25 protein-coding genes are annotated in these 24,645 nt (G+C 44.8%); 10 read left to right on the forward strand and 15 right to left on the reverse strand.

All coding sequences use genetic code 11. The annotated features are described in order from the left end of the window. Positions 1-5: 5 nt before the first annotated feature. The 9 genes from purD to aroQ form a co-directional block, all read right to left on the reverse strand. Positions 6-1,292 (reverse strand): phosphoribosylamine--glycine ligase, encoded by a 1,287-nt coding sequence (purD, locus tag ACMXYV_RS04160; RefSeq protein WP_415890514.1) that lies wholly within the window; start codon positions 1,290-1,292, stop codon positions 6-8. 113 nt (positions 1,293-1,405) lie between these two features. After that, on the reverse strand, positions 1,406-2,986 hold the full coding sequence (purH, locus tag ACMXYV_RS04165) for a bifunctional phosphoribosylaminoimidazolecarboxamide formyltransferase/IMP cyclohydrolase (protein ID WP_415890515.1): 1,581 nt from the start codon (positions 2,984-2,986) through the stop codon (positions 1,406-1,408). 36 nt (positions 2,987-3,022) lie between these two features. Beyond that, positions 3,023-3,307 carry a DNA-binding transcriptional regulator Fis gene (gene fis / locus ACMXYV_RS04170; RefSeq protein WP_415883738.1) on the reverse strand — a complete coding sequence of 95 codons (285 nt, stop codon included), beginning with the start codon at positions 3,305-3,307 and terminating at the stop codon, positions 3,023-3,025. A gap of 22 nt (positions 3,308-3,329) precedes the next feature. Continuing rightward, the gene (gene dusB / locus ACMXYV_RS04175) at positions 3,330-4,316 is read right to left on the reverse strand and encodes a tRNA dihydrouridine synthase DusB (protein ID WP_415890516.1); all 987 of its coding nucleotides are present in this window, start codon (positions 4,314-4,316) and stop codon (positions 3,330-3,332) included. A gap of 149 nt (positions 4,317-4,465) precedes the next feature. Continuing rightward, entirely contained in the window at positions 4,466-5,356 is an 891-nt protein-coding gene (locus ACMXYV_RS04180) for a zinc-ribbon and DUF3426 domain-containing protein (RefSeq protein WP_415890517.1), read from the reverse strand. A 6-nt stretch (positions 5,357-5,362) separates the two neighbouring features. Continuing rightward, positions 5,363-6,259 (reverse strand): 50S ribosomal protein L11 methyltransferase, encoded by an 897-nt coding sequence (gene prmA, locus ACMXYV_RS04185; protein ID WP_415890518.1) that lies wholly within the window; start codon positions 6,257-6,259, stop codon positions 5,363-5,365. Between the two features lie 127 nt (positions 6,260-6,386). Beyond that, positions 6,387-7,727 (reverse strand): acetyl-CoA carboxylase biotin carboxylase subunit, encoded by a 1,341-nt coding sequence (accC, locus tag ACMXYV_RS04190; protein WP_415890519.1) that lies wholly within the window; start codon positions 7,725-7,727, stop codon positions 6,387-6,389. Positions 7,728-7,759: 32 nt separating this feature from the next. Next, entirely contained in the window at positions 7,760-8,203 is a 444-nt protein-coding gene (accB, locus tag ACMXYV_RS04195) for an acetyl-CoA carboxylase biotin carboxyl carrier protein (protein WP_415890520.1), read from the reverse strand. A 39-nt stretch (positions 8,204-8,242) separates the two neighbouring features. Beyond that, a complete protein-coding gene (aroQ, locus tag ACMXYV_RS04200) occupies positions 8,243-8,683 on the reverse strand; it encodes a type II 3-dehydroquinate dehydratase (protein WP_415890521.1) in 441 nt (146 codons plus the stop codon). 316 nt (positions 8,684-8,999) lie between these two features. Between aroQ and ACMXYV_RS04205 the strand changes: the two genes are divergently transcribed. Then, positions 9,000-9,770, forward strand: a complete 771-nt coding sequence (locus ACMXYV_RS04205) for a ParA family protein (protein WP_415890522.1) — start codon at positions 9,000-9,002, stop codon at positions 9,768-9,770. A 62-nt stretch (positions 9,771-9,832) separates the two neighbouring features. Here the strand turns inward: ACMXYV_RS04205 and ACMXYV_RS04210 are convergent, their stop codons facing one another. The 3 genes from ACMXYV_RS04210 to ACMXYV_RS04220 form a co-directional block, all read right to left on the reverse strand. After that, a complete protein-coding gene (locus ACMXYV_RS04210; RefSeq protein WP_415890523.1) occupies positions 9,833-10,300 on the reverse strand; it encodes a hypothetical protein in 468 nt (155 codons plus the stop codon). Between the two features lie 157 nt (positions 10,301-10,457). After that, a complete protein-coding gene (gene ppa / locus ACMXYV_RS04215) occupies positions 10,458-10,991 on the reverse strand; it encodes an inorganic diphosphatase (RefSeq protein WP_299180651.1) in 534 nt (177 codons plus the stop codon). Positions 10,992-11,097: 106 nt separating this feature from the next. Then, positions 11,098-12,099, reverse strand: coding sequence for a class 1 fructose-bisphosphatase (locus ACMXYV_RS04220; protein ID WP_415890524.1), 1,002 nt, complete (start codon positions 12,097-12,099; stop codon positions 11,098-11,100). Positions 12,100-12,358: 259 nt separating this feature from the next. Between ACMXYV_RS04220 and mpl the strand changes: the two genes are divergently transcribed. The 5 genes from mpl (at position 12,359) to ACMXYV_RS04245 (ending at position 16,794) form a co-directional block, all read left to right on the forward strand. After that, the gene (gene mpl / locus ACMXYV_RS04225) at positions 12,359-13,732 is read left to right on the forward strand and encodes a UDP-N-acetylmuramate:L-alanyl-gamma-D-glutamyl-meso-diaminopimelate ligase (RefSeq protein WP_415890525.1); all 1,374 of its coding nucleotides are present in this window, start codon (positions 12,359-12,361) and stop codon (positions 13,730-13,732) included. 26 nt (positions 13,733-13,758) lie between these two features. Continuing rightward, the gene (locus tag ACMXYV_RS04230) at positions 13,759-14,382 is read left to right on the forward strand and encodes a flavin prenyltransferase UbiX (RefSeq protein ID WP_415890526.1); all 624 of its coding nucleotides are present in this window, start codon (positions 13,759-13,761) and stop codon (positions 14,380-14,382) included. 112 nt (positions 14,383-14,494) lie between these two features. Beyond that, complete coding sequence (gene tsaB, locus ACMXYV_RS04235) at positions 14,495-15,178, forward strand: tRNA (adenosine(37)-N6)-threonylcarbamoyltransferase complex dimerization subunit type 1 TsaB (protein WP_415890527.1); 684 nt, start codon at positions 14,495-14,497, stop codon at positions 15,176-15,178. Next, the gene (locus ACMXYV_RS04240) at positions 15,179-15,982 is read left to right on the forward strand and encodes an undecaprenyl-diphosphate phosphatase (RefSeq protein WP_415890528.1); all 804 of its coding nucleotides are present in this window, start codon (positions 15,179-15,181) and stop codon (positions 15,980-15,982) included. 17 nt (positions 15,983-15,999) lie between these two features. After that, positions 16,000-16,794 (forward strand): class I SAM-dependent methyltransferase, encoded by a 795-nt coding sequence (locus ACMXYV_RS04245; protein WP_415890529.1) that lies wholly within the window; start codon positions 16,000-16,002, stop codon positions 16,792-16,794. Between the two features lie 24 nt (positions 16,795-16,818). Here the strand turns inward: ACMXYV_RS04245 and plsB are convergent, their stop codons facing one another. Continuing rightward, complete coding sequence (plsB, locus tag ACMXYV_RS04250; RefSeq protein ID WP_415890530.1) at positions 16,819-19,128, reverse strand: glycerol-3-phosphate 1-O-acyltransferase PlsB; 2,310 nt, start codon at positions 19,126-19,128, stop codon at positions 16,819-16,821. Positions 19,129-19,142: 14 nt separating this feature from the next. After that, the gene (locus ACMXYV_RS04255; RefSeq protein ID WP_415890531.1) at positions 19,143-19,355 is read right to left on the reverse strand and encodes a SlyX family protein; all 213 of its coding nucleotides are present in this window, start codon (positions 19,353-19,355) and stop codon (positions 19,143-19,145) included. A gap of 219 nt (positions 19,356-19,574) precedes the next feature. Between ACMXYV_RS04255 and ACMXYV_RS04260 the strand changes: the two genes are divergently transcribed. After that, positions 19,575-20,006 (forward strand): cold-shock protein, encoded by a 432-nt coding sequence (locus ACMXYV_RS04260; protein WP_415883755.1) that lies wholly within the window; start codon positions 19,575-19,577, stop codon positions 20,004-20,006. A gap of 57 nt (positions 20,007-20,063) precedes the next feature. Here the strand turns inward: ACMXYV_RS04260 and ACMXYV_RS04265 are convergent, their stop codons facing one another. After that, positions 20,064-20,678 (reverse strand): DsbA family protein, encoded by a 615-nt coding sequence (locus tag ACMXYV_RS04265; protein ID WP_415890532.1) that lies wholly within the window; start codon positions 20,676-20,678, stop codon positions 20,064-20,066. A 236-nt stretch (positions 20,679-20,914) separates the two neighbouring features. Between ACMXYV_RS04265 and ACMXYV_RS04270 the strand changes: the two genes are divergently transcribed. From ACMXYV_RS04270 to ACMXYV_RS04280, 3 genes are all read left to right on the forward strand, one after another. Then, on the forward strand, positions 20,915-21,952 hold the full coding sequence (locus ACMXYV_RS04270) for an NAD(P)H-dependent flavin oxidoreductase (RefSeq protein WP_415890533.1): 1,038 nt from the start codon (positions 20,915-20,917) through the stop codon (positions 21,950-21,952). 123 nt (positions 21,953-22,075) lie between these two features. After that, positions 22,076-22,669, forward strand: a complete 594-nt coding sequence (locus ACMXYV_RS04275) for a LemA family protein (protein ID WP_415883758.1) — start codon at positions 22,076-22,078, stop codon at positions 22,667-22,669. A gap of 22 nt (positions 22,670-22,691) precedes the next feature. Beyond that, positions 22,692-24,623 (forward strand): M48 family metallopeptidase, encoded by a 1,932-nt coding sequence (locus tag ACMXYV_RS04280; RefSeq protein ID WP_415890534.1) that lies wholly within the window; start codon positions 22,692-22,694, stop codon positions 24,621-24,623. Positions 24,624-24,645: the final 22 nt, after the last annotated feature.

The raw sequence follows: 24,645 nt of genomic DNA on the forward strand, positions 1-24,645 counted from the left end.
TTCGCTTAGCTGTTTTGCTCGCGAGCAATTGCACGGTAAGCGATATCTTTACGGAAGTAAGCGCCTTCCCAGCTAACGTTCTCTAGTAGTTCATAGGCACGTTTCTGTGCTTCTGTAACTGTTTCGCCAAGTGCTGTTACGCAAAGTACACGACCGCCTGCAGTCACAACGTTCTCGCCATCAAGCTTAGTGCCAGCGTGGAAGATTTTAGTGCCTTCAGGGCATTCAGCAGGGAAGGAGATTACATCGCCTTTGCCATAATCACCTGGGTAGCCGCCTGCAGCCATAACAACGCCAACAGATTTGCGCTCATCCCACTCAGCTGTTGTGTCAGCAAGCTTCTTATCAAGCGCAGCATTACATAGATCGACCAAGCTAGATTTTAGGCGCAGCATTATTGGTTGAGTTTCAGGATCACCGAAACGGCAGTTATATTCGATAACCTTTGGTGTACCGTCTGCTTGGATCATTAGACCAGCATATAGGAAACCTGTGTACTCATTGCCCTCAGCTTTCATGCCATTAACTGTTGGCATGATTACTTCGTCCATGATGCGCTGGTCGATCTCTGCTGTTACAACTGGAGCAGGGGAGTATGCACCCATGCCACCTGTGTTCAGACCAGTGTCGCCATCGCCTACACGTTTGTGATCTTGGCTTGTTGCCATTGGTAGAACGTTGTCACCGTCAACAATAACGATGTAAGACGCTTCTTCGCCTTCAAGGAATTCTTCGATTACGACACGGCTACCTGCATCACCAAATGCGTTGCCTGCTAGCATGTCTTTAATCGCGTCTTCAGCTTCAGTCAACGTCATCGCAACGATTACGCCTTTACCAGCTGCGAGGCCATCAGCCTTAACAACGATAGGTGCGCCTTTTTCACGAACGTAAGCCAGTGCTGGCTCAATTTCAGTGAAGTTTTCGTACTCAGCAGTAGGGATTTGCTGACGCGCAAGGAAGTCTTTAGTGAAAGCTTTAGAGCCTTCTAGTTGAGCAGCGCCTTCGCTTGGGCCGAAGATTCGTAGATCTTCTTTCTGGAAGTGATCAACGATACCAGCAACTAGTGGTGCTTCAGGACCAACGATGGTTAGGTCTACACTGTTTTCTTGAGCGAAAGTGCGTAGGCCATCTAGATCCATCACGTCGATAGCAACGTTTTCCATTTTGTCTTCTTGAGCTGTCGCAGCGTTACCTGGAGCTACGAAAATTTTAGCAACGTTTGTGTCTTGTGCTGCTGCCCAAGCAAGTGCGTGTTCACGACCGCCAGAACCAATAATTAGTACGTTCATTCTGTAATCCTTCTATGTAGAAAACCCCGCATCCAGTGTTTCTCTGGATCGGGGTTTAGGGCAATAAGCCTAAAGGGGATAAACCTAATTGAAGGCTTATTGCTATCTAATGCTTAGTGACGGAAATGGCGCATTCCAGTGAAGACCATTGCCATGCCGTGTTCGTCAGCAGCGTCGATAACTTCTTGGTCGCGCATAGATCCACCCGGCTGAATAACTGCTTTAATACCTGCAGCTGCAGCAGAATCGATACCATCGCGGAACGGGAAGAAAGCGTCAGATGCCATAACGGAACCTTTAACTTCTAAACCTTCATCTGCAGCTTTGATACCAGCAATCTTAGCACTGTATACGCGGCTCATTTGGCCTGCGCCGATGCCGATTGTTTGGCCATCTTTAGCGTAAACGATAGCGTTAGACTTAACGAATTTCGCTACTTCCCAGCAGAATAGAAGATCACGGATCTCTTGTTCTGTAGGTTGTACTTTGGAAACAACTTTCAGTTCAGAGGCATCTACACGGCCAAGATCAAGATCTTGCACTAGTAGACCGCCGTTAACACGTTTGTAGTCGAAGCCGTGCGCACGGTTAGCAGACCACTCACCGCACTCAAGCAGACGAACATTTGGCTTAGTCGCCACGATGTCAGATGCTTCTTGAGTTACTTTAGGTGCGATAATCACTTCAACGAATTGACGGTCGACGATCGCTTTTGCAGTGTTGCCATCTAATTCTTGGTTGAATGCGATGATGCCACCAAAAGCAGACGTAGGGTCTGTTTGGAAAGCACGGTTGTAAGCTTCAAGAATATCCGCGCCTACAGATACACCGCATGGATTTGCGTGCTTGACGATAACACAAGCCGGTTCTTTGAATGATTTAACACATTCTAGTGCTGCGTCAGTGTCTGCAACATTGTTGAAAGACAATGCCTTACCTTGAAGTTGACGAGCTGTAGAAACAGATGCTTCTGCAGGCTCTTCTTCAACGTAGAAAGCAGCACGTTGATGAGGGTTTTCACCGTAACGCATATCTTGCGCTTTAACGAACTGAGTGTTGAAAGTACGTGGGAAGTCCGCAGGCTTCTCATCTTCGCCTTCAACGATTGCGCCTAGGTAGTTAGCAATCATGCCGTCATAACCTGCAGTATGCTCAAATGCTTTTACTGCTAGATCAAAACGAGTTTTGTGCGTTAGACCTTTTTCGGAATCTAGTTCAGCAACAACGTTGTCGTAGTCAGAAGCATTAACAACAATTGCGACATCTTTATGGTTTTTCGCTGCAGATCGAACCATTGTTGGACCGCCGATGTCGATATTTTCAATCGCCATAGGTAGATCACAATCAGGGCGTGCGATAGTCGCAGCAAATGGGTAAAGGTTTACAACAACCATATCGATTGGGTTGATGCCATGCTCAGACATGATGCCATCATCCTGTCCGCGGCGACCCAAAATACCACCGTGCACTTTAGGGTGCAGAGTTTTAACACGGCCATCCATCATTTCTGGGAAGCCTGTGTAATCGGATACTTCTACTGCAGGAATGTTGTTTTCCTTAAGTAGTTTGTAAGTACCGCCAGTAGAAAGGATTTCAACGCCGCGAGCGTTTAGGGCTTGTGCAAACTCAACGATACCTGTTTTGTCAGATACGCTGATCAGTGCACGGCGAACGGGAGTGATGTTCTGTGCCATTGTGTCTGGATTCCGAGTAGTCTTAAAAATTGTGGATTAAAGCAAACCGTACTGTTTTAGCTTTTTGCGCAGCGTACCGCGGTTAAGGCCTAACAGTTGGGAGGCTTTAGTCTGATTATCTTTTGTGTAAGTCATCACTGTTTCGAACAGTGGTGCTTCAATTTCAGAAAGAACCATTTGGTACACATCTGTCACTGGCTGACCGTCAAGCTGACGAAAATAGTTGTTCAGTGACTGCTCTACATTGTCACGTAGAGTCTGGTTCGTAGCTTCTGCTGGGTCGGACACGAGAGCCGGTTGCTTAATTTCTTTGTATTCCACAGTACTAAATATCCAATCTAAACTAGGCCGCAACGTTGTTTGCTAAAGCTGCATCGAAATATTTTTCGATAGCCGCGGCCTGATCTGCTGCTGTTTCAATAATATTAAATTGCTTGCGAAAGCTACTTCCGTTTGGCTGATTTTGCAGATACCACCCTACATGTTTTCGCGCGATACGCACGCCCATGTAGTCACCATAGAAACTATGTAGTTCCTGCAAATGAGCTAACAGAATTTCTCTAATCTCAACAAGTGATGGAGGGGGCAGGATTGTACCTGTTCGCAGATAATGATCAATCTCTCTGAACAGCCAAGGTTGGCCTTGAGCTGCACGACCGATCATCACTGCAGAGCAACCAGTTTGCTTTAGTACCCATTCTGCTTTTTCAGGAGATGTGATATCTCCATTGGCAAAGACGGGAATGGATATAGCGTCAGCAATACTGGCAATAGTGTCGTATTCTACCGTCCCCTTATAGCCACAACTACGTGTGCGGCCATGAACTGCCAGTGCTTGAATACCTGCTTCTTCGGCTATTTTCGCAACAGTTAAACCGTTGCGATTGTCTTGATCCCACCCTGTGCGGATTTTTAGTGTGACTGGAACATCCACTGCATTAACAACAGCATTGAGAATGTCTTTAACCAGTGGCTCATCCTTAAGTAATGCAGAACCTGCAGCTTTATTGCACACTTTCTTAGCAGGGCAGCCCATATTGATATCAATAATCTGGGCGCCGCGTTCTACATTCATTGCCGCAGCGTGGGCCATCATCTCTGGATCGCCACCCGCGATCTGAACAGATCGAGGTTCAGCTTCACCGCTATGATTTAGACGAAAAGCAGATTTTCGTGATTTCCATAAGCGAGTATCAGATGTAACCATTTCCGAGACTACTAGACCTGCGCCCATACGTTTGCATAACTGCCTAAATGGCTGGTCAGTTACGCCAGCCATTGGTGCAAGAATCACCTGGCTGTCAATGATGTATGAACCGATCTGGAACATAGCGAGCCTTAAAAATAGTTAATAAACACCCGCAGCGTCATGAATGACACTGTTAGTTGAGTGATTAGGGAGGCGAACAATCATACTCCTTAGCGCTAGGGTCTCCAAGGATTTTTTTGATGATTTTTTGAACAATTTGCCTTGATTTTTTATAGCGCTGGCGCTAGTAGCTCAAGTTGGTAATTTATGCCACGCATCCCCGGTGACATTAGGTCTAGAGATATTTGGATGGGCTGGTGAGTGGGCATGGATTTGAGGTTAACAACTGATCTATCTAGGTAGGATTCTGGCTGTAGAGTTCTACTTGCGACAGGTCGACCTTTGAGATCGGAAAACGCTATATGCAAAGCCGGATAAGGTTGGTTGTGATTGGCCTCATTTATAAGCACTAAATCTATCGTTATCGCATCAGCGATCTCTGAATGGGGGCGAATCAGGAACTGTTGATTGGTAATCTTGGCAGTATTAACTCGTGTGGGTATTTGGCAATCAATATGCTGGCAAACAGTATCGTATAGAGGTCGGTAAGTGTGGGTCCAATATAGATCGCCACGATTAAACCAAAGATGCTGGGCTATCAAGGTTAAGATGGCTAAAACACAACCAATAAACCACCAAGGAGAAGAGGCTTTTGCGCCATTATTGCGATTAAGAACTACTGGTTCTGCTTCAATGGTGAGGGTGGGAACGTCCGCAACTGATACCGTTTTAATTATCTCTTCCTGAGTTTTTTCTGCTTCCGAAGCGGTTTTTATTTCGGTAGGTTTAAAGGCTGGTGTTTCCTCTTTCGAAATAGGCAGATCAAAATCTAATTTCTCAAAAACGTCAGGTGTTTCATCTTTATGTGCTTTTCTGGTTTTGGCTTTTTGTGGCTGGGCTGGTTCGACGTTTTGGGGTTTTAGTTCATATTCAACAGCGCAAAAGATAGCTAGACAGGCACCGCACCTTACCTGTCCGTTAGCTACCTTTAATTGCCCAGGAGTAACACGGAATTGTGTTTCACAGCTTGGGCATTGAGTAATTATGCTGTTGTTTTGCATTTGGATTTAACTGTGTTTTGTTCCTGTAACACGAATCCAACCCTCTTTTTCAGCGATTGGGTCAAGGTCAAACCATTCAGAATAAGTATCAATGATCTCTGTAGCTTGTGGGCTTAGTAGGCCGGATAGGCAAAGTTTACCGCCAGGGCTGACTAGTGCTTCAAGTGTGGGTGCTAGTTGAACCAGAGGGCCTGCAAGAATATTTGCTACTAGTATTTCAGCTTTTTCAGAAGGTGTGTTTTCTGGCATATACACATGTAGAGAATCGTCTTGAAGTTGGTTGCGGGCAAGATTGTCTTTGGTTGCTTGTAGCGCTTGTGGGTCAATATCGACACCGATAGCGCGTTTCGCACCGAGTAATAAACCTGCAATCCCCAAAATGCCTGAGCCGCATCCGTAATCGATTAAGAAATTAGTATCACTGATGTTCTGATCTAGCCACTCCAAACATAGCGCGGTAGTGGGGTGTGTGCCTGTGCCAAATGCAAGGCCTGGATCGAGCATCAGGTTAACGGCATCTGCTTGGGGTGGTTCGCGCCAGCTAGGGCAAACCCAAAGGCGTTCGCCAAACTGCATGGGGTGATAATTATCCATCCACTCGCGCTCCCAATCCTTGTCTTCTAATATTTCTGCTTTGATCGAAGGCGCGGGGATCTCTGGGAATAGCTGTTCATGACCCTGCTTAATGTATTTAAGCGTCTCCTCTAGGTCATGTTCGGCTGCAAAAAGTCCGGTAATGGTAGTGTTTTTCCAAAGAGGTGTGGTGCCGAGGTCAGGCTCAAAAATAGGTTGATCTTCACTGTCTTCGAAGGTGACGGCGGCGCAGCCTGCACTGAGTAATAGATCTTCGTAAGGTTCAGATTGATCGGGGTTGGTTTTGATTTTGATCTGCAACCAAGGCATTAGTTTTCTTCCATATCAAGCGCTTAGATGAATTTATAGTATCGGTCATAATTGTAGATATGAACAGAATGTTTTGGGGCTAGACAATAAAAAACCCGCCGAAGCGGGTTTTCTGATTAGATTTTTCTTAAAGACCGAGCTTCTTCTCAAGGTAGTGGATATTCACGCCACCTTCTTGGAATTTAGCATCGCGAACAATATCCTGCTGTAGAGGAATGTTGCTGCGAATACCATCAACTAGCATCTCGCCCAACGCAATTTCCATACGCTTAAGTGCTATCTCACGGTCTTCACCGTAGCTGATTAGCTTAGCAATCAAAGAGTCGTAATGCGGAGGAACTGTGTAGCCATTATATAGGTGCGAGTCTACACGGATGCCATTACCACCAGGTGCATGGAAGTGTTTAACTGTACCAGGGCTAGGCAGGAAGGTCTTAGGATCCTCTGCATTGATACGGCACTCAAAAGAGTGGCCCTGTACTTTAATATCTTCCTGCTTCAGTGAAAGAGGGTAACCAGAGGCGATGCGTAGTTGCTCTTTTACAATATCTACACCAGTGATCATCTCTGTAACAGGGTGTTCTACCTGTACGCGAGTGTTCATTTCGATGAAGTAGAAGCCGCCATTCTCGTATAAGAATTCGAAAGTACCTGCGCCGCGGTAACCGATCTCGATGCATGCATCAACGCAAGATTGAAGTACTTGAGCGCGTGCTTCTGGATCTAGATGAGGTGCTGGAGCTTCTTCTACAACTTTCTGGTGACGGCGCTGCATAGAACAGTCGCGGTCGTATAGATGAACAGCGTTGCCTTGACCGTCAGCTAGTACTTGGACTTCCACGTGACGTGGGTTTTCTAAGTACTTTTCCATGTATACAGTGTCATCACCGAAAGCTGCAGCAGCTTCGGATTGAGTTACATGGATAGAGCTGATTAGAGACGCTTCTGAGTGAACAACACGCATCCCTCGACCACCACCGCCAGCAGCGGCTTTGATGATCACCGGGTAGCCAATGCGTCGAGCAATCTCGTGAATTTCATCAGGGTCGTCAGACAATGCGCCGTCTGAACCTGGAACGGTTGGTACGCCTGCGGCTTTCATCGCTTCGATCGCAGAAACTTTGTCACCCATTAGGCGGATCGTTTCAGCTTTAGGGCCGATGAAGGTAAAGCCTGAACGCTCAACCTGTTCAGCAAAGTCGGCGTTTTCTGCTAGGAAACCGTAGCCAGGATGGATACCTACAGCGTCGGTTACTTCTGCAGCAGCAACAATTGATGGAATGTTCAGGTAACTTTTAGGCGATGGGGCAGGGCCAATGCAGACAGCTTCGTCAGCTAGGCGCACATGCATTAAATCGCGATCTGCCTGAGAGTGGATAGCAACGGTTTTGATATCCAGCTCTTTGCAGGCGCGAAGGATACGAAGCGCAATTTCGCCTCGGTTCGCAATCACTACTTTATCGAGCATCGAATGGAGATCCTTGCTTTTGCGTTAGAGGCTTAAACGATAGTAACCAGTGGCTGGTCGTATTCAACTGGCTGGCCATCTTCAACTAGGATAGCTTCGATTACGCCTGCTTTATCGGCTTCAATTTGGTTCATCATTTTCATCGCTTCAACGATGCAGATTACGTCGCCAACTTTAACTGTTTGGCCTACTTCAGCAAATGCTGGAGAGCTTGGGGATGGTGCTGTGTAGAACGTACCAACCATTGGGGACTTAACAACGTGACCTGAAGTTTGAGGTGCTTCTGGTGCAGCTTCAGCAGCTGGAGCTGCAACAGGGGCAGGTGCTGCAACGGCAACAGGTGCTGCAACAGGGGCAGCAACTACGCCAGAGCCACGGCTGATACGTACGGACTCTTCACCTTCTTTAATTTCGATTTCGTTAATGTTGGATTCTTCCAACAGCTCAATCAGCTTCTTGACTTTACGAATGTCCATTCTGACTTATATCTCTCTAAACTATCAGTATATTGTTTATTATTCGGCAATCTTTCGAACAGCAGATTGCAAAGCAAATTCATATCCCTGTGCACCTAAACCACAAATTACGCCATCAGCTACATCTGAGAGATAAGAATGATGACGGAAGGTTTCACGAGCGTGGACGTTGGATAAGTGAACCTCAATAAAAGGAATACTTACGCCCAATAATGCATCGCGAAGGGCAACACTTGTGTGAGTAAAAGCAGCGGGATTTATAATTATGTAAGCAACACCTTCGTCCTGAGCTGCATGAATGCGTTCGATCAGGACATATTCTCGGTTGCTTTGGCAATGAACCAACTCGTGCCCACTCTTTTTGGCTTGTTCAACCAAAATTTGGCAAATGTCATCCAATGTATCTGATCCATATACTTCAGGCTCACGCTTCCCAAGAAGATTGAGATTAGGGCCGTTTAGCAGCAGGATCTTTGCCATGACTAGTTTCCAGAAAGTGGGCTATTTTTCACGATTGAGCCCATAGTTTGCCGTAGTCTCTTTATCTTGTCTACATCTATGCAAGTTTTTGCTGTTTTGCTTCATTTTTACCGAAAATACCTTCTAAATCCCTACGAAACATGAATATAAAATGAATTTTTGCTGCTTTGTTGTATTTGGTTTTACTAATATTCGTTCTTTGGGCTATAGTTTGAGGTTTTTAGCTACAAGTTTGTTGACGTTGTCTTCAATATTGTGGATATTGCAATGCGGAAGTTGTGTTTTAAACAAAGGCAGCAAGTGAAGGATTCTGATAATGATTAGACGGGTTGTATTTAACCAGAAGGGCGGCGTTGGTAAATCTAGCATCGCAATTAACCTGGCGGCGATTAGTGCGGCGCGCGGTAAGCGTACTTTGGTTATTGATTTGGATCCTCAGTGTAACTCTAGTCATTATCTTTTAGGTGAAAACTATCAAGAGGTTACGCCGGATATTCGGGACTTCTTTGAGCAAACACTCACCTTCCAATTGAAGCCTGAAGGGCCGGAATATTTTATACATCAGACTCCGTATGAAAATTTGAGTGTGATGCCAGCCAATGCTGAACTGGGTGACCTTCAGTCCAAGTTGGAATCTAAGCACAAGATTTATAAACTGCGTGATGCGTTAGATAAGTTAGCGGGTGATTACGATGTGGTTTATATCGACACGCCTCCTGCATTTAACTTTTATACCTTATCGGCGCTAGTTGCTTCCGATCGCTGTTTGATCCCGTTTGATTGTGATGAATTTGCCCGTCAGGCTCTATATAGTTTGTTGGCGAACGTGCATGAAACTCGTGAAGACCACAATGATAAGTTGGAAGTTGAGGGGATTGTAGTGAATCAGTTTCAGCCGCGTGCGAGTCTACCTAAGCGTATTGTGGGTGAGCTGCTGGATGATGATTTACCTGTGCTTGAAACCAAAATCTCTGCATCGGTTAAAATGCGCGAATCTCACGACGACACTTGCCCGTTGATCCATTTTGCACCTAAGCACAAACTGACTCAGGAATTTGTGACGCTATTCGAAGAGTTAGCTCACTAAAATTTGGGTTGGACATAAAAAAAGCTGCATTAATGCAGCTTTTTTTATGCTTGAAGGATATATTAGCAGGCTTGTTCTTCTTTATTCGGTGCGTTGCAGGCTAGCTCTTCTGGTGCGACGACTGCACTACCAATAAGTAATGAGCCTTGGTGCTCACCTACATACATCTTTGTGGTGGAGCGCTTGTTTTTATTGTCGATGAAGACAATATTAAGTTGACCAGAGGGCTTTAAATTCAGTTCATAGGTTTTGCCGTCTTGCACATAGCTAGGGTTTGTTCCCTCAGCAATAGGTTCAATGAAAATACGACGAATCTGACGGCCTTTGAACCCCGATTTAATATATTTCTGTAATGAGCGACGAGACTCCTTGTCGACACCTTCCCAGTGAATCAGATTGAAAATACCTTGAGCATCACGGCTGCCAAAAGAGTTTAGGTAATTTTGTACCAGCTCACGGTTCTGATCGGCGAAAGCGCTGTTGGAGATCAGGATTGCGAAAGCAGTAATAAGTGTCTTTCGAAGTGTCATTTTTCACCTCTGTTTTTATGAATTTCCTGAGACAGCTGTGCTTAGTATATATTTTTTTTAGCTTACGAAAAGCTGAATGGCGATGAGATAGGGAATTTTATGTAATAAAAAACCCCGCAAAGCGGGGTTTTTTGAATAAGATTGGCAAAAGGTAAACTTATTTAGCTTCTTCGTACGCCTTAACGCCTGCAACGATAGCTTCTTTAGCTGCTGCAGCGTTGCCCCAACCTTCAACTTTAACCCACTTGCCTTCTTCTAGGCCTTTGTAGTTTTCGAAGAAGTGCTTGATGCGGTCAAGTTCTAGCTGTGGAAGATCTTCAATGTCGTTCACATCACGGTAAGCTTTAGTTAGCTTGTCGTGTGGTACAGCAACTAGCTTAGCGTCTTCACCAGCTTCGTCTGTCATGTTTAGAACGCCTACTGGGCGGCAACGGATAACAGAACCAGCGATTACTGGGTAAGGAGTCAGAACTAGTACGTCTAGTGCATCGCCATCATCAGCTAGTGTGTTGTTGATATAACCGTAGTTAGCTGGGTAGAACATTGGTGCAGCCATGAAACGGTCAACGAAGATCGCGTCTTCTTCTTTCTCGATCTCGTATTTAACCGGAGAGCTTTCCGCCGGAATTTCGATGATTACGTACAGATCGTTTGGCAGATCTTTACCTGCTGGTACTTGTGCGAAGCCCATGTTTGTCTTCCTGTAAGTAGTTTTGAAAAGGTTACATCTAAAGTCTGGGGATTATGTCCCAGACTTTAGCGGTTATGAATACTACTTAAAGCTGAAACGTATAACTTTAAGTATTGAGTTTAGCTGCTTGACCATCACCAGATTCAGCGTGGTACGACAGCAAAGTCTCTACTTCATTTTTAGAACCGAGTGCTACGCCGCTACGTTGGTGAATATGATTAGGCTCTAAATCCATGATGTTTTTGTAGCAAGTGCTAGAGATTCCGTCCGCTTGCTCAATAAGCATGCTCATTGGGTTGCCTTCGTACATTAGGCGAAGTTTGCCCGGCTTAGTTACGTCACGGCTATCCCATGGGTAGCAAAAGATACCGCCACGAGTAAGTACGCGGTGAACTTCAGCAACCATAGACGCAATCCAGCGCATGTTGAAGTTTTTGCCGCGTACACCTTCGGAGCCTTCTAGAAGGTCGCCAACATAGTTGCGCATCTCTTCTTCCCAGAAGCGGTGGTTCGACATGTTGATCGCAAACTCTTTAGTGTCTGCAGGGATAGTCACTTTTTCACGAGTCAGGATGAAGTCACCTGTGTGAGCCAATGTGAAGAAGTTCACGCCGTTACCCGTTGTCAGCGCAAGAATAGAGGACTGGCCGTATAGTACATACCCAGCTGCAATCTGCTTGCGGCCTGTCTGCAGGTATGCTTCGTCAGAACTTGGATCCATACCTTCTGGTAGTTCTAGGATGGAGAAAATAGTACCCACTGAAACGTTGATGTCGATATTTGAAGAGCCATCTAGCGGATCAAAAATCACTAGATATTTGCCTTCAGGGTTACCAGCTACAGGGTGGTCTTCTTCTTCGGATGCCAAACCTGCTACTAGAGGATTATCTAGTAAGAATTTTTTCAGTAGATCGTTTGCGATTACGTCCATTTTTTTCTGGGTTTCACCCTGGACGTTGGTGTTGTCTGTGGATCCCAAAACTCCAGCTAATTCACCTTCACGAAGTTGGATCGCAACTTCTTTACAGGCAAGCATTAAGGTGCCAATCAAATCAACTAATTTGTCTTCGGTTTCCTGTTGTTTCAGGAACTGGCTCAGCAGAAGCATTCTTGTATTTTCTCTCAAGTAGAGTGGTTGGAAAGTTGGCTGTGAATTTTACGTGAAACTTTGATGAAATGCATGGGGTGTTGAGGGATTTAGGTTAAGAAATACTCAGTATTTGGGTCAAGGAAGTGGGATTTTTACCCAATCTTAAAAATAGCTCTGTATGGGAGCTGAAATCTCAGGTCTTCAACAGGTAATTTGGCTGTCAGGGCGGTTGTTAAAACTGCTATGATGACGGTCGCTTTTTTGAAGGAGTATACGGGTGCATATTCATATTCTAGGTATTTGCGGAACCTTTATGGGATCGCTGGCAATATTAGCTAAACAGCTAGGGCATAAAGTGACGGGGTCCGATCAAAATGTGTACCCGCCTATGAGTACGCAGCTGGAATCTCAAGGTATCGAACTAATTCAAGGATTTGACCCTTCGCAATTTACCCCAGAACCCGATTTGGTTGTTGTGGGTAATGCTATGTCCCGTGGTAACCCAGCGGTTGAATATGTATTGAATAAAGGGCTGAAATATACCTCTGGCCCACAATGGCTATCAGAGCATCTTCTTCAAGATAAATGGGTGTTAGCGGTATCTGGAACCCATGGTAAAACGACGACTTCAACTATGCTGGCTTGGATCTTAGATCATGCAGATATGAAGCCTGGTTTCCTGATTGGTGGTGTGCCGTTGGACTTTGGTGTTTCGGCTCGAGTAGGCGATTCCCCCTTCTTTGTTATTGAAGCAGATGAATACGATACAGCCTTCTTTGACAAACGTTCTAAATTTGTTCACTACCACCCACGAACTCTGATTATGAATAACTTGGAGTACGATCATGCTGATATATTCCCTGATTTAGCAGCCATTCAGAGACAGTTTCACCATGTTGTAAGAATGGTGCCAGAAAATGGTCAGATTATTCTTCCGCAAGGGGAAAGTGCGCTAGAAGACGTTATTGAAATGGGGTGCTGGACTGAGGTTTCCAGAACCAGCTTAGAGTCTGATAACAGTGAATGGCAGGCGAAATTACTAAGTGAGGACGGTAGTCAGTTTGAAGTACTCCATCAAGGAAAAGTACAGGGAACTGTTACTTGGCAGATGACAGGCCGTCACAATGTTAACAATGGCTTAGTTGCTATTGCTGCAGCTAGAAATGTTGGCGTTCAGCCTCATCATGCAGTCGAGGCGTTAAATGCCTTTGCTGGTGTTAAACGTCGTATGGAGCTGCTAGATACCGTTGCAGGAATCTCTGTTTATGATGACTTTGCACATCACCCAACTGCAATCAGTACTACTTTGCAGGGCATTCGAGCCCAGGTTGGAGATGCTAAAATAGTAGCTGTGGTTGAGCCTCGTTCAAATACGATGCGCCTAGGTACGCATCAATCTTGGTTAGCTGAGTCGGTAGATTTGGCAGACCAAGTTTGCTGGTATCAACCGGAAGGGTTGAACTGGTCTCTCGATAAAGTCGTAGAACAGGGGCAAGTGCCGGCGCAGGTGTTTTCGCAAACACAAACACTTATTGATGAACTGGTACCGACGCTAGAATCTGATACACACATTGTCATTATGAGTAATGGTGGTTTCGAAGGTATTCATCAGCGCTTATTGGCAAAACTGCGTGAGCGTTTTGAAGGTTAGTCATTCAAGTTAGGTTTTGAAATTTTATGAGTATTAATGAGCAAGAGAAGATCACTTTAGCTATCACAGGGGCTTCTGGTGCACAGTATGGCTTAAGGCTTTTACAGTGTTTGTTAGCTGAAGGGCTGCAAGTTTTTGTAATGATCTCACGTGCTGCTCAAGTTGTGATTAATACAGAAACAGATCTGAAATTACCGGGTACACCATCTGAACAAGAATCTTATCTTGCGAATTTGTACTCAGCGAATGATGGACAATTGAAGGTGTTTGGGCGCGAGCAGTGGATGGCACCTGTAGCTTCTGGTTCAGGTGCGCCGAGTCGGATGGTTGTATGTCCCTGTAGTACAGGAAGTTTGTCTGCGATTGCTACGGGTGCGAGTAACAACTTGATTGAGCGAGCTGCAGACGTGGCTTTAAAAGAGCGCCGCCAGCTTATTTTAGTGCCACGAGAAGCCCCTTATTCTGAAATCCATTTAGAGCATATGTTAAAGCTTACCCGTATGGGGGCAGTGATGATTCCAGCGAGCCCAGGTTTTTATAACCGCCCAGAAACGGTGGAAGATATGATCGATTTTGTGGTCGCGCGAATCCTTAATCAATTAGGGATAGAGCAAAGCCTGTTACCTCGTTGGGGTGAAGAGCTTATTTAGATGCAATAAAGCCGCCTAGCAGGTAGAATTGCGCCCTAAAATAGAGATGAAATGACTTGATATAGCCGTTTCTCTTTAAAGGTAAATTTTAAATTCCAAAGTGATCTGATTAATGTCCAAAATTTTAGCGCTTGATACTTCTACTGATGCTTGTTCTGTAGCTTTGAGTCTTAACGGTGAAATTCAGGAAGATTTTCGGATCATCCCTCGTCAACATACCCAGCAGCTTCTACCGATGGTGCAGGAGATGTTGGCAAGTGCGGAATTAGCTGTGACTGATTTAGATGCGATCGCGTTTGGACGTGGTCCGGGGTCGTTTGCTGGTATTCGAATTGCCACTGGCGTTACTCAGGGCTTAGCTTACGCTGCAGATCTACCGGTACTGCCTGTATCTACTTTGGCTGCGCTTGCTTTAGCCGCTTCTGATAGAGAGCAAGTTTCGTCCGTTGTGGCAGCTTTAGATGCTCGGATGAATGAGATCTATGTGGCGAGCTACCAAATTGAATCAGGTGAACTGACAACGCTTTTAGATGAAAAAGTATGCGCACCCGCGGAACTGAGCCTAAGTGAAGGTTCCTATTTTGCAGTGGGCAGTGGCTGGCGTTATCTCGAAGATATGAGCCCAGACACGCAGAGCGCCATTTCTGTGAGCGAAGAGCTTTATTATCCCTCCGCAGCTTACATGCTTAAATTAGCCGAACAAGATTGGACGCAAGGGAAAGCGGTCGCAGCAGATAAGGCTTTGCCTGTGTACCTCCGTGATGAAGTTGCGTGGAAGAAAAAGGATCAACAATAGATGGATTTTTTTCAGGTCATTATTCTGGCCTTACTTCAGGGATTGACGGAATTTCTACCGATCAGTAGCTCTGCTCACCTTATATTACCTTCTCAGCTTTTAGATTGGCCTGATCAGGGCTTGGCGTTTGATGTCGGCGTGCATGTTGGGACTTTATTCGCAGTTGTTGCGTATTTTCGCCAAGATTTAAAGCAGATGTTCTGTGCTTGGATACGCAGTATTTCAGGGACGCACTCTCCGGACTCACGTTTAGCTTGGTTGGTTATACTTGCCACAGTGCCTGCCATGTTTGTCGGCGTATTTCTTAATGACTTTATTGATCAAAACTTACGCTCAATGTTGGTTATTGCAGGAACTACCCTGATATTTGGTGCGTTATTGTGTTGGGCTGATCTATTTAGGGTTGAAACTCGCCAGATTGAATCGTTGAAAATTAAAGATGCTCTTGTGATTGGTTGTGCTCAAGCACTTGCGCTCATTCCGGGCACATCTCGAAGTGGTATTACGATCTCTGCAGCTTTAATGCTTGGCTTAGAAAGGCAGGCTGCTGCGCGCTACTCTTTTCTGCTTTCTGTCCCAATCATCTTAGGGGCTGGTCTTATAAAGGGCATAGATCTTTACGCTCAAGGTGAGAGTGCTCCTTGGTTAATGGTTGCTTTAGGTACTTTGATTGCGGGCATTAGTGCATTCAGCTGTATCCACTTCTTCCTAAAATGGCTGGATCGTATAGGGATGCAGCCATTTGTTGTATACCGTATGATTCTGGGTATCTTTCTTTTAGTTATCTGGTTTACTACCGTTTAAGGCTTTTCGGTTTTTGAATGTCTAATCCAGCTCTTACAGATATAGTTATTGTCCCAATGCATGCTGATTTTGCTGAACAAGCAGAGCAGCTTGCCGCTAGATTACAGTTACCAATCAAATCACCTGATCAAGCTCATGACTTCTCTTTAGAGTTGCAGTTTTCCGAACAAGGTTTAAGACTGCAGCCTTGTGGCAAAAAAGCGCCAGGTCCAACTTACGCTGATTTTGTTTCAGGTGCGGTTGCTCATCGCCGTCAGTTTGGTGGTGGTAAAGGCCAGATGATTGCTAAGGCAGTGGGAATTAAAGGCGGTATAACGCCACAAGTGCTAGATGCTACAGCAGGTTTAGGTAAAGATGCCTTTGTATTGGCAACCTTGGGTTGCGATATGACTTTGCTAGAGCGATCGCCAATTGTTCACGCGCTCTTAGAGGACGGTTTAAACCGGGCTTCAGATAGTGAGGTGGCTGATATTGTTGATCATATGCAGCTTCATAATGCGAATAGTATTGAGTGGATGACGGCTCAGGCTAAACAAGGTATAACTTTTCAAGTGGTCTATCTCGATCCTATGTTTCCCCACAACGATAAGAGCGCGTTAGTGAAAAAAGAGATGCGCGCGTTTCGTCCTGTGGTGGGGGATGATCTGGATGCAGATCAGTTATTGGATGCGGCACTAGCGATAGCCGAAAATCGCGTTGTGGTTAAACGCCCGCGTAAAGCTCCCTTTTTGGCGGATCGAAAACCTTCTTTGCAGTTCCAAGGTAAATCCAGCCGCTATGATATCTATCCTCTGAAAAAGCTTGAGGCTTAGTTCTCACTAAGCGACTGGCTTAAGTTAACGCTCTCTCAGTTTGTGATCGATTAGTGAGATCATATGTGGGCGAAGAATTTTGTTCGCTTGTTTAAACAAACTTTCGCTATCAAAATTTGCACTGATCCTAGCGTTCTCTTCTCGAATAAAGTCCAAATTACGTAGCTGTTTGATAAAGGATTTTAATACTTGTTCATCCTTATATTCAGGCGTGCTGTAGCCATATTCTAGGTGGATCTTCTCTGCAATTTGCTGGCTGCTATGGATAAGATCGTCACGGCTAATCTCTTCATATCGAGTGAGTACTCGAAGCAAAATATAGTAACGCAGAAGAATCGGCTCAGCGTTGAGTATAAGCGTGTTAACCAGTGCGTTAGAGGTGGTTTTCCACACTTGCGGTTCGGACTCTTCAAGTAGATTCTGCTCTAGTAGTACATCTCGAATCTGTTTTAACTGATCGGTGAGCTCTTCCATTTTGTAAGGTAAAAATAGTTCGGCCTGTAAAAATGGATAGAGCATGCGAATAGTTCGATTGATGTTTTGCGCGCGTGGTGATTCCAAACGGTGAGCAAGTAATAAGTACATGCTTGGTAGGACTAGCATGTGTTGAATGTTATTACGGTAAAAGCTTATCTCTTGTGCTTGAGCCTGATTGATCTCTACTAGATTAAGCTTGGTTTCTAGCTGCCTCATATTATGGGCACTTTGGATCCAATCAGAAGGTTTTCCGTCTGGCAGTAGAGCTGTGTTTGGGTACAGTTGCGTTAGTAGGTTGAGTAAACGCGTGCTTTTATCACTCAGTTCAGCAACAGATTGCAGCTGACTTCCGCTCAGTAAACAGGTAGCTAGCAAGCTGCTTTTAGTAATGCCAGCTGCTTGGTTTATATTGCACATAACTTGCTGAGAGATATTGGTGACATCTTCTTCAAGGGGAAGGGTAGAGTCAGAGTGATCTTCCAAAGGTATAGGTTTACCGAAACTCAGCAGTGTTTCACCAAACTTCTGTCTTAGGATTTTTAGAGATGAGAAAAACTCAGTAAATGACTCTCGCTTCTTCTTTGCCCCGGCTAACTCTTTTTGGTAGCTGCGGCTTTCTACTAGACGATCATAACCAATCCAAACTGGAATTAGTGCAACGGGCTTGGGGCTACCTTCACGGAAAGAATCGATACTCATAGAGAGGAGGCCGGTTTTAGCTGGCAGTAATCGCCCGGTGCGGCTACGCCCACCTTCAATAAAGTATTCTAAGGCATGGCCTCTATGGCTCATCTGCTCCAAGTAGGTTTTATATAAGCAGGCGTAAAGTGGATCACCATGAAATTGACGACGCATAAAGATTGCGCCACCGCGTTTTAAGATGGGGCCAATAATTGGTATGTTCAGGTTTTCACCTGCAGCCACATGAGGAATCATTAAACCATGGCGATATAGAGCCCAAGACAACAGTAGATAATCCATGTGACTGCGATGGCAGGGTAGGTAGATAATCTGATGGGTTTTAGAAATCTCTTGGATTTCTGCAGTGTTATGGATTTTTACCCCGTTATAGAGACGTTTCCATACCCAGTTAAGAATAGGATCTAAAAGCCTAATTGTTGTTGGGCTGTAGTTCGCTGCGATTTTATCGAGGGTTTTAAAACAGTGTCTTTCGATTCTATGACGACTGGTATTTCTCTCAGCTGCTTGAAGATCTATAGCTTTTTGCACATTGGGGTGCTTCAGCACTAAAGAGATCAATGTTCTACGATGAGAAAGGTCTGGGCCAATGATTGATGCCCGAAGAATACTGAAGTGAGTACGAAGGACCCTAGCGGTTTTGCGTGCAATGGATTCAACATTGTCTTCTTTAACCATCAGCTGTTGCAGATCTAGTGGTTTATCCACAGAAACCAGTGTTTGACGGCCATTTATAAGGAGCTGCATAAAACTCCCTAGCGGCCCAGCTTTATGCCATGTTTCAGTGCAGAGTAAATTTAACCAAGAGTTTTCTCTGTTTGGCCGACGGCCATGGAAAATGGAGACAGGAATAATCTGAATTTTTAGCTTTGGGTTACTTTGCTGTGTCGCAACGATTTCTGTTAAATCTTCTTTTAGCGGGCTTTTACCTTCCGAGTCAGCAAAAAGTAGCTGTTGCTCAATAAAAGGGATGCCTTGTTTTTGCAGTAAGTTTTTTAACAGAAGTTGGTGGCTTAAGCGGTTGTTTTCCAGAATGTAATAGGTATTACGGGCAGAGTTTGCTTGCAATAACTCAGGGTTTACCACGCGAGGACGGGTAACGATACTGATGAATTGCCGACCTAAATAATGTAAACCGCTTTGTAACAACGACAGCATATTTCCCTTTTGCCTCAATAATGTGGAGGGGGTGGCTCATTTTCGCCAGCGCCAGCAACTCCGTCCACCGTTAGGTTTTTTAACTGCTGGTTCATGATCTTGAGCATACGTTTTAAACGCTCTAGTTCAATCTCCTGAGATGCAACCATATTATTTAATTTATCCAGAGTGTCTTCTTGAAATGCCACGCGGGTTTCTAACTCTGTAATGCGTTCTTGATCGTTCATTGAATGGATCCAAGCCATGCGTGTTATTGAGATTTAGCATAGTTTATCAGACTCCGATATTAAACGAATGTGGCTTATTTAGGGGATTAACAATATAAGCTGTTGAAAAAAATCACAAAATTCGCTATACCTCTCTGTTTGGTAGGGATAATCATTATTCCGCCAGTACAAGTGCTATTCATGTGATAAATGACAATATAATACAATGAGGGTTAATCAGTGATTCGTAGTCTGATTGTGAGTGCTATCGCGGCCGTTTTAGTGCCAGTTCTGTTAGGTTCGGTAGCGGGTGTTGAGGTAGAGTTATCTAATATTGCTGCTGTTGCAGTTGTGTTTGTAGTGACTTTTGCTGCTTCGTTCTTTGCAGCTTCTGGTAACAATGCTGAAGCAGATGCTTCTGTAGTAAATGGCGCAGAAGAAGAGTATATCGACGAAAACGATGACCGTGAGCAAGGCACCGTTAAGTGGTTTAACGTGTCTAAAGGTTTCGGCTTTATCACCCGTGGTGAAGACGATGACGTATTTGTTCACTTCCGTAATATTCGTGGTCGTGGCCACCGATCTTTGGCAGAAGGTCAAAAGGTACGCTTCCATGTACGTGAGAGTGATAAAGGTCTTCAGGCGGAAGATGTTTCTGTTGTAAGAGACTAAGCTCATTCCAACGGGGTTGCTGTTCTGGTAACCCCGTTGTATTTACCTCTGTAATTCTCACCTGCCTAAAATCGCTTCAATTCTTCTCGTTACTTCCTCGATTCCACAATATCCATAGCTAATGGCATGTGCTCCGGCTTCTGTTGCAATAAATAGCGAAGGAAACCCTTGGGCGCCCAAAGCGTGGCTCTGTTGAATTTGTTGTTCTAGTTCGGTTTGGATTTCTGGACCGTTCATTAGCGAGCTGAAACTGTCTTTGTTCAACCCAATACCTTCTGCAAGGTTAGTAAGTACTTCTATATCTGAAGGGTTTAAAGCCTTTTGGTAATAGGCTTGTTGAATAGTTTCTATCATTTCAAAAGCAGTGTCCGACTCGAGATGCTCAGCGGCGATCACAGCGCGACAAGCTGGATAAGTACTGCGTCTAGGCGTGTTGTCATGCCAGAAATCAAAATTAAATTTGGTTCCAGTCTGTTCTTCAATATGCTGCCAAATTGAGATTAATTTTTGTTGCATCGCTTCAGGCATAGGTACATCAGAGTCTGGGGCTAAACCTCCCATCAGTAATTGCCACTGTAACTCTGGATACTTATCCTTTAAGTGGGAAATAACCGGTGAAAATGCCCAGCACCAGCTACACATTGGGTCCATGACATAGATGAATTTGTTCATGTTTAACCTTCTATCTGGAAGTTCAGTTACACCACTTAAGTGATTCTTACAGACCTATATTACAGTGAGATAGTTCCATAATTATCTGTAGTTTTACTTAGATTTAGATATTAGTTCTCTTTCAGTGAACAAATGGTTCTTTAAAAAGAGTTAGTTAAGTGTACATCCACTGGTTAGACTCCTGAGTAAAGCAATTGCCTGCTTAACTTATTAGCTTAGTAGTCGAAGGATAATGTATGAATATGAATGAAATGTTAGATATTGATGTCGCTATTATCCAAGCGCCTATGGCTGGAGTGCAGGATTGGCGCTTGGCAACTGCTGTATCTGATGGAGGTGGATTAGGCTCTATTCCTTGTGGGATGTTATCTACGGAGCAAATATGCGCCGAAATCGAGCAGTTTAGAGCATATACAGATCGGCCTTTTAACCTTAACTTCTTTTGTCATCAGGTTCCCTCAGTAAGTGATCAGGCGATTGTTGCTTGGATTGATCAGTTATTACCTTACTATCAGGAAGCGGGGCTAGAGCCTGAATACAGCGCGAAAGCATCGCGTATGCCTTTTAGTAAAGAGACCGCTGATGCGATCGAAAAATACGCGCCGCCTGTGATGAGTTTCCATTTTGGTTTGCCAGAACCTGAGCTACTAGCCCGAGTGAAAGCTTGGGGGGCGACAGTGCTTTCGAGTGCGACAACAGTCGAAGAGGGTATCTGGTTGGCTGCAAACGGTGCTGATCTGGTGATTGCTCAAGGTCTTGAAGCAGGCGGTCATCGCGGTATGTTTTTAACTAAGGATTTGGATACCCAGTTGGATACAAAAACGTTGGTAGCAAAATTATCTGCTGAGCTTTCGATTCCAGTGATTGCTGCAGGTGGTATTGCGGACCAGAGTGATATCAAAGAAATGCTAAGTCTAGGCGCTCAAGGTGTGCAACTAGGTACAACTTATCTGTTATGCGATGAGGCTAAGACGAGCGGTATCCATCGGGGGATGTTGCAGCAGACAGATATCCCTACCGCTATTACTAATCTGTTCTCAGGTCGACCTGCTAGAGGCATTCGAAATCGGGTTATGCAGGATTTGGATGACTGGTCAGAACTGGCATTGGCTTTTCCTTTCTCTACTCAGGCGATAACTCCTTTACGTAGTTATGCTGAAAGCAAAGGCTTAGGTGATTTTACGCCCTTGTGGTCAGGCGAAAATCGTTCTGGATGTAAGGCCATATCTGCACAGGATTTAACTGTCGAATTGTCGCTAGCCTTTAAAGCATAAATTAACTGTTTTTAACTTGTTTTAGAGGGGCAATCTATTTCTTCTGTCCGTAATCTAACTTATAGTCATTTTTATCAGAATGATTCTCTTTTAAAGGGATTATGGATAGTTAAGGAGTTAGATGTGGACATTGGATTAATTGTTACGTTGGTTGTTCTGTTAGGTGTGATTTTTTATATAGTCAGCATCTACAATAGCTTAGTGAAATTGAAAAACCGTTATGAAAACGGCTTTTCACAAATTGAGGTGCAGCTAAAGCGCCGTTACGATCTTATTCCTAACTTAGTGGAAGTCGCTCAAGGCTATATGAAGCATGAGCGTGAAACGCTTGAAGCGGTCATTCAGGCGCGAAATGAAGCGTCCGCTTTGTTAAAAGGTGCGGCGTCTGTTCATAGTGCCGACTCGCTACAACAGTTGTCAGGTGCTGAGAATCAGTTGCAGTCGGCTTTGGGTAAGTTGAACTTTGTAATGGAAGATTACCCTGATCTAAAAGCCAATGAAAATATGATGCAACTTTCGGAGGAGCTATCATCCACTGAAAACCGTGTCGCTTTTGCTCGTCAAGCGTTTAATGATTCGGTGACTGAATACAACACTTACCGTCAATCTTTCCCACCTGTTTTCTTCGCAAACATGTTTGGTCACTCTCAAGATGCGACTTTGCTTGAGTTTGATGACAGCGAACAGATTCAAGCAGCGCCAAAAGTAAGTTTTTAACAACTTGCGAGGTTGCTGATTCATGAATTTTTTTGAGCAACAGGACAAGGCCAGACGTAATACCGGCTGGCTTGTCTTTCTTTTTTGCCTAGCTGTTCTGAGCTTGATTCTAATTACCAATCTGTTGGTGGGTATTGCTTTTCAGCTTCTATCAGGTGACACCACTGACATTGCTGCAGTCTATGGTTCCTCCCCATTTGAAAGCCCAGGTATTTTCTCTTGGCGAAACTTTGCACTCATTAGTTTGGCCGTCGGAGGAGTGGTTGGTTGCGCTATTTTGTACAAATGGTGGCAACTATCCTCGGGTGGTAAAGCGGTGGCTGAGTCTCTAGGTGGTGTGCGTATCTTGCCTGATAGCGAAGAGCCAAATGAGCGCTTGGTGCTTAATGTTGTTGAGGAGATGGCGTTAGCCTCGGGCATGCCTGTGCCACCGGTATACCTTATGGCACATGAGATGGGGATAAATGCCTTTGCAGCAGGTAATACCCCAGCGGATGCGGTGATTGGTGTTACCCAAGGGAGTATCGAACACTTTAAACGAGATGAACTCCAAGGTGTAATTGCACACGAATTTAGCCATATCCTGAATGGAGATATGCGTCTAAATCTGCGTTTGATCTCTTTGTTGCATGGTATTGTATTTATTGGTCAAGTCGGTGAGTTATTTGCCCGTGGAGGCAGTGATCGTCGTTCTGATGGTCGTGTGGCCCTACTAGGTTTTGGCTTGATGATCATTGGTTGGCTAGGGATTTTTTTTGGAAAACTAATCAAATCTGCTGTCAGTCGACAGCGGGAATTTTTAGCCGATGCTAGTGCAGTGCAGTTCACTCGTAATCCTGAAGGTATTGCGAATGCACTTAAGCTGATTGGTGGATATTCGCCGGGCAGTGAGATTAACAACTCTCATCGTAGCGAAGTTAGCCATCTGTTTTTTGGCCAAGCGATTTCTAGTCTTTCCAGTCTATTTGCAACACACCCTCCCATTGTTGATCGGATTCTGCGTGTCGATCCTCACTGGGATGGCAACTTTCTTTATCGCGGTAACGAAACCCGAGAGAGAAAGCTTGAAGAAGAGCAGCAGAAAAACGAAGAAAAACGTCAAAGGGTTCAAGAGGCCGCTGCTATAGGTGCAGCGGTTATGACGGGCACTGGGGAGAGTGCTTTAACAGATAATAGTTTGAGTGCAGCGCGAGAGAAAATAGACCAAATCCCTGAGTTCTTGTATGAGCAGGCGAAAGAATCTTTAGGCGCGATGTCTATCTGTTGCTCCTTACTGCTTCACAGTGAAGGTGATCTACGCCAGAAACAACTGGAGATGATTAAGGCAACGGGGTTTCAAGGCTTAGAGAAAGAAGTGCTTAAAACAGCTCAAGCAGTAGATAATCTTCAAGAGCATTGTCGTTTACCACTGATCGAGTTATTGCTGCCAGCATTGAAGTGCATGTCAGCTGAGCAGTATAAGCAGTTCAAGCGTCTACTCATGCAGCTAATTAGAGCGGACAAGAAAACTGATCTATTTGAATGGTGTTTATTCCAGTTGGTTCAGCATTACCTAGCAGGGGAGCACGAACCAGAACTCAAGAGTGCTCCGCGCTATAAGACACCAGGTCAGATCGGTGATGAATATGCGCAAATATTATCTGCTGTGGCTCGTTTTGGGCATGAAGATGAAGAAACAGCAGAAAGGGCATTCAATCGAGGTGCAGGTGCTGTTTCGCTCTATAATATCCACCTTTTACCGGCTGAAGAGTGTGATGTTCAGGTGTTTATCAAAGCGGTAAATGTACTTGGGCTTGGGTATCCCTTGCTACAGCGGCGTTTACTAATTGGGCTTTGTCGCTGCATTGAGCATGATGGCAAGCTTACAACGACCGAGCGCGAGTTAATCACGACGATTGCGGCCATAATGGGATGCCCTTTGCCAAAGCTCGAGCATCTAGACGAGGGCAAATAGACAGTAAGCAAGCCCTTATCGG

The sequence above is a fragment of the Neptuniibacter sp. SY11_33 genome (assembly GCF_047778025.1).
Classification (GTDB): Bacteria; Pseudomonadota; Gammaproteobacteria; order Pseudomonadales; family Balneatricaceae; genus Neptuniibacter.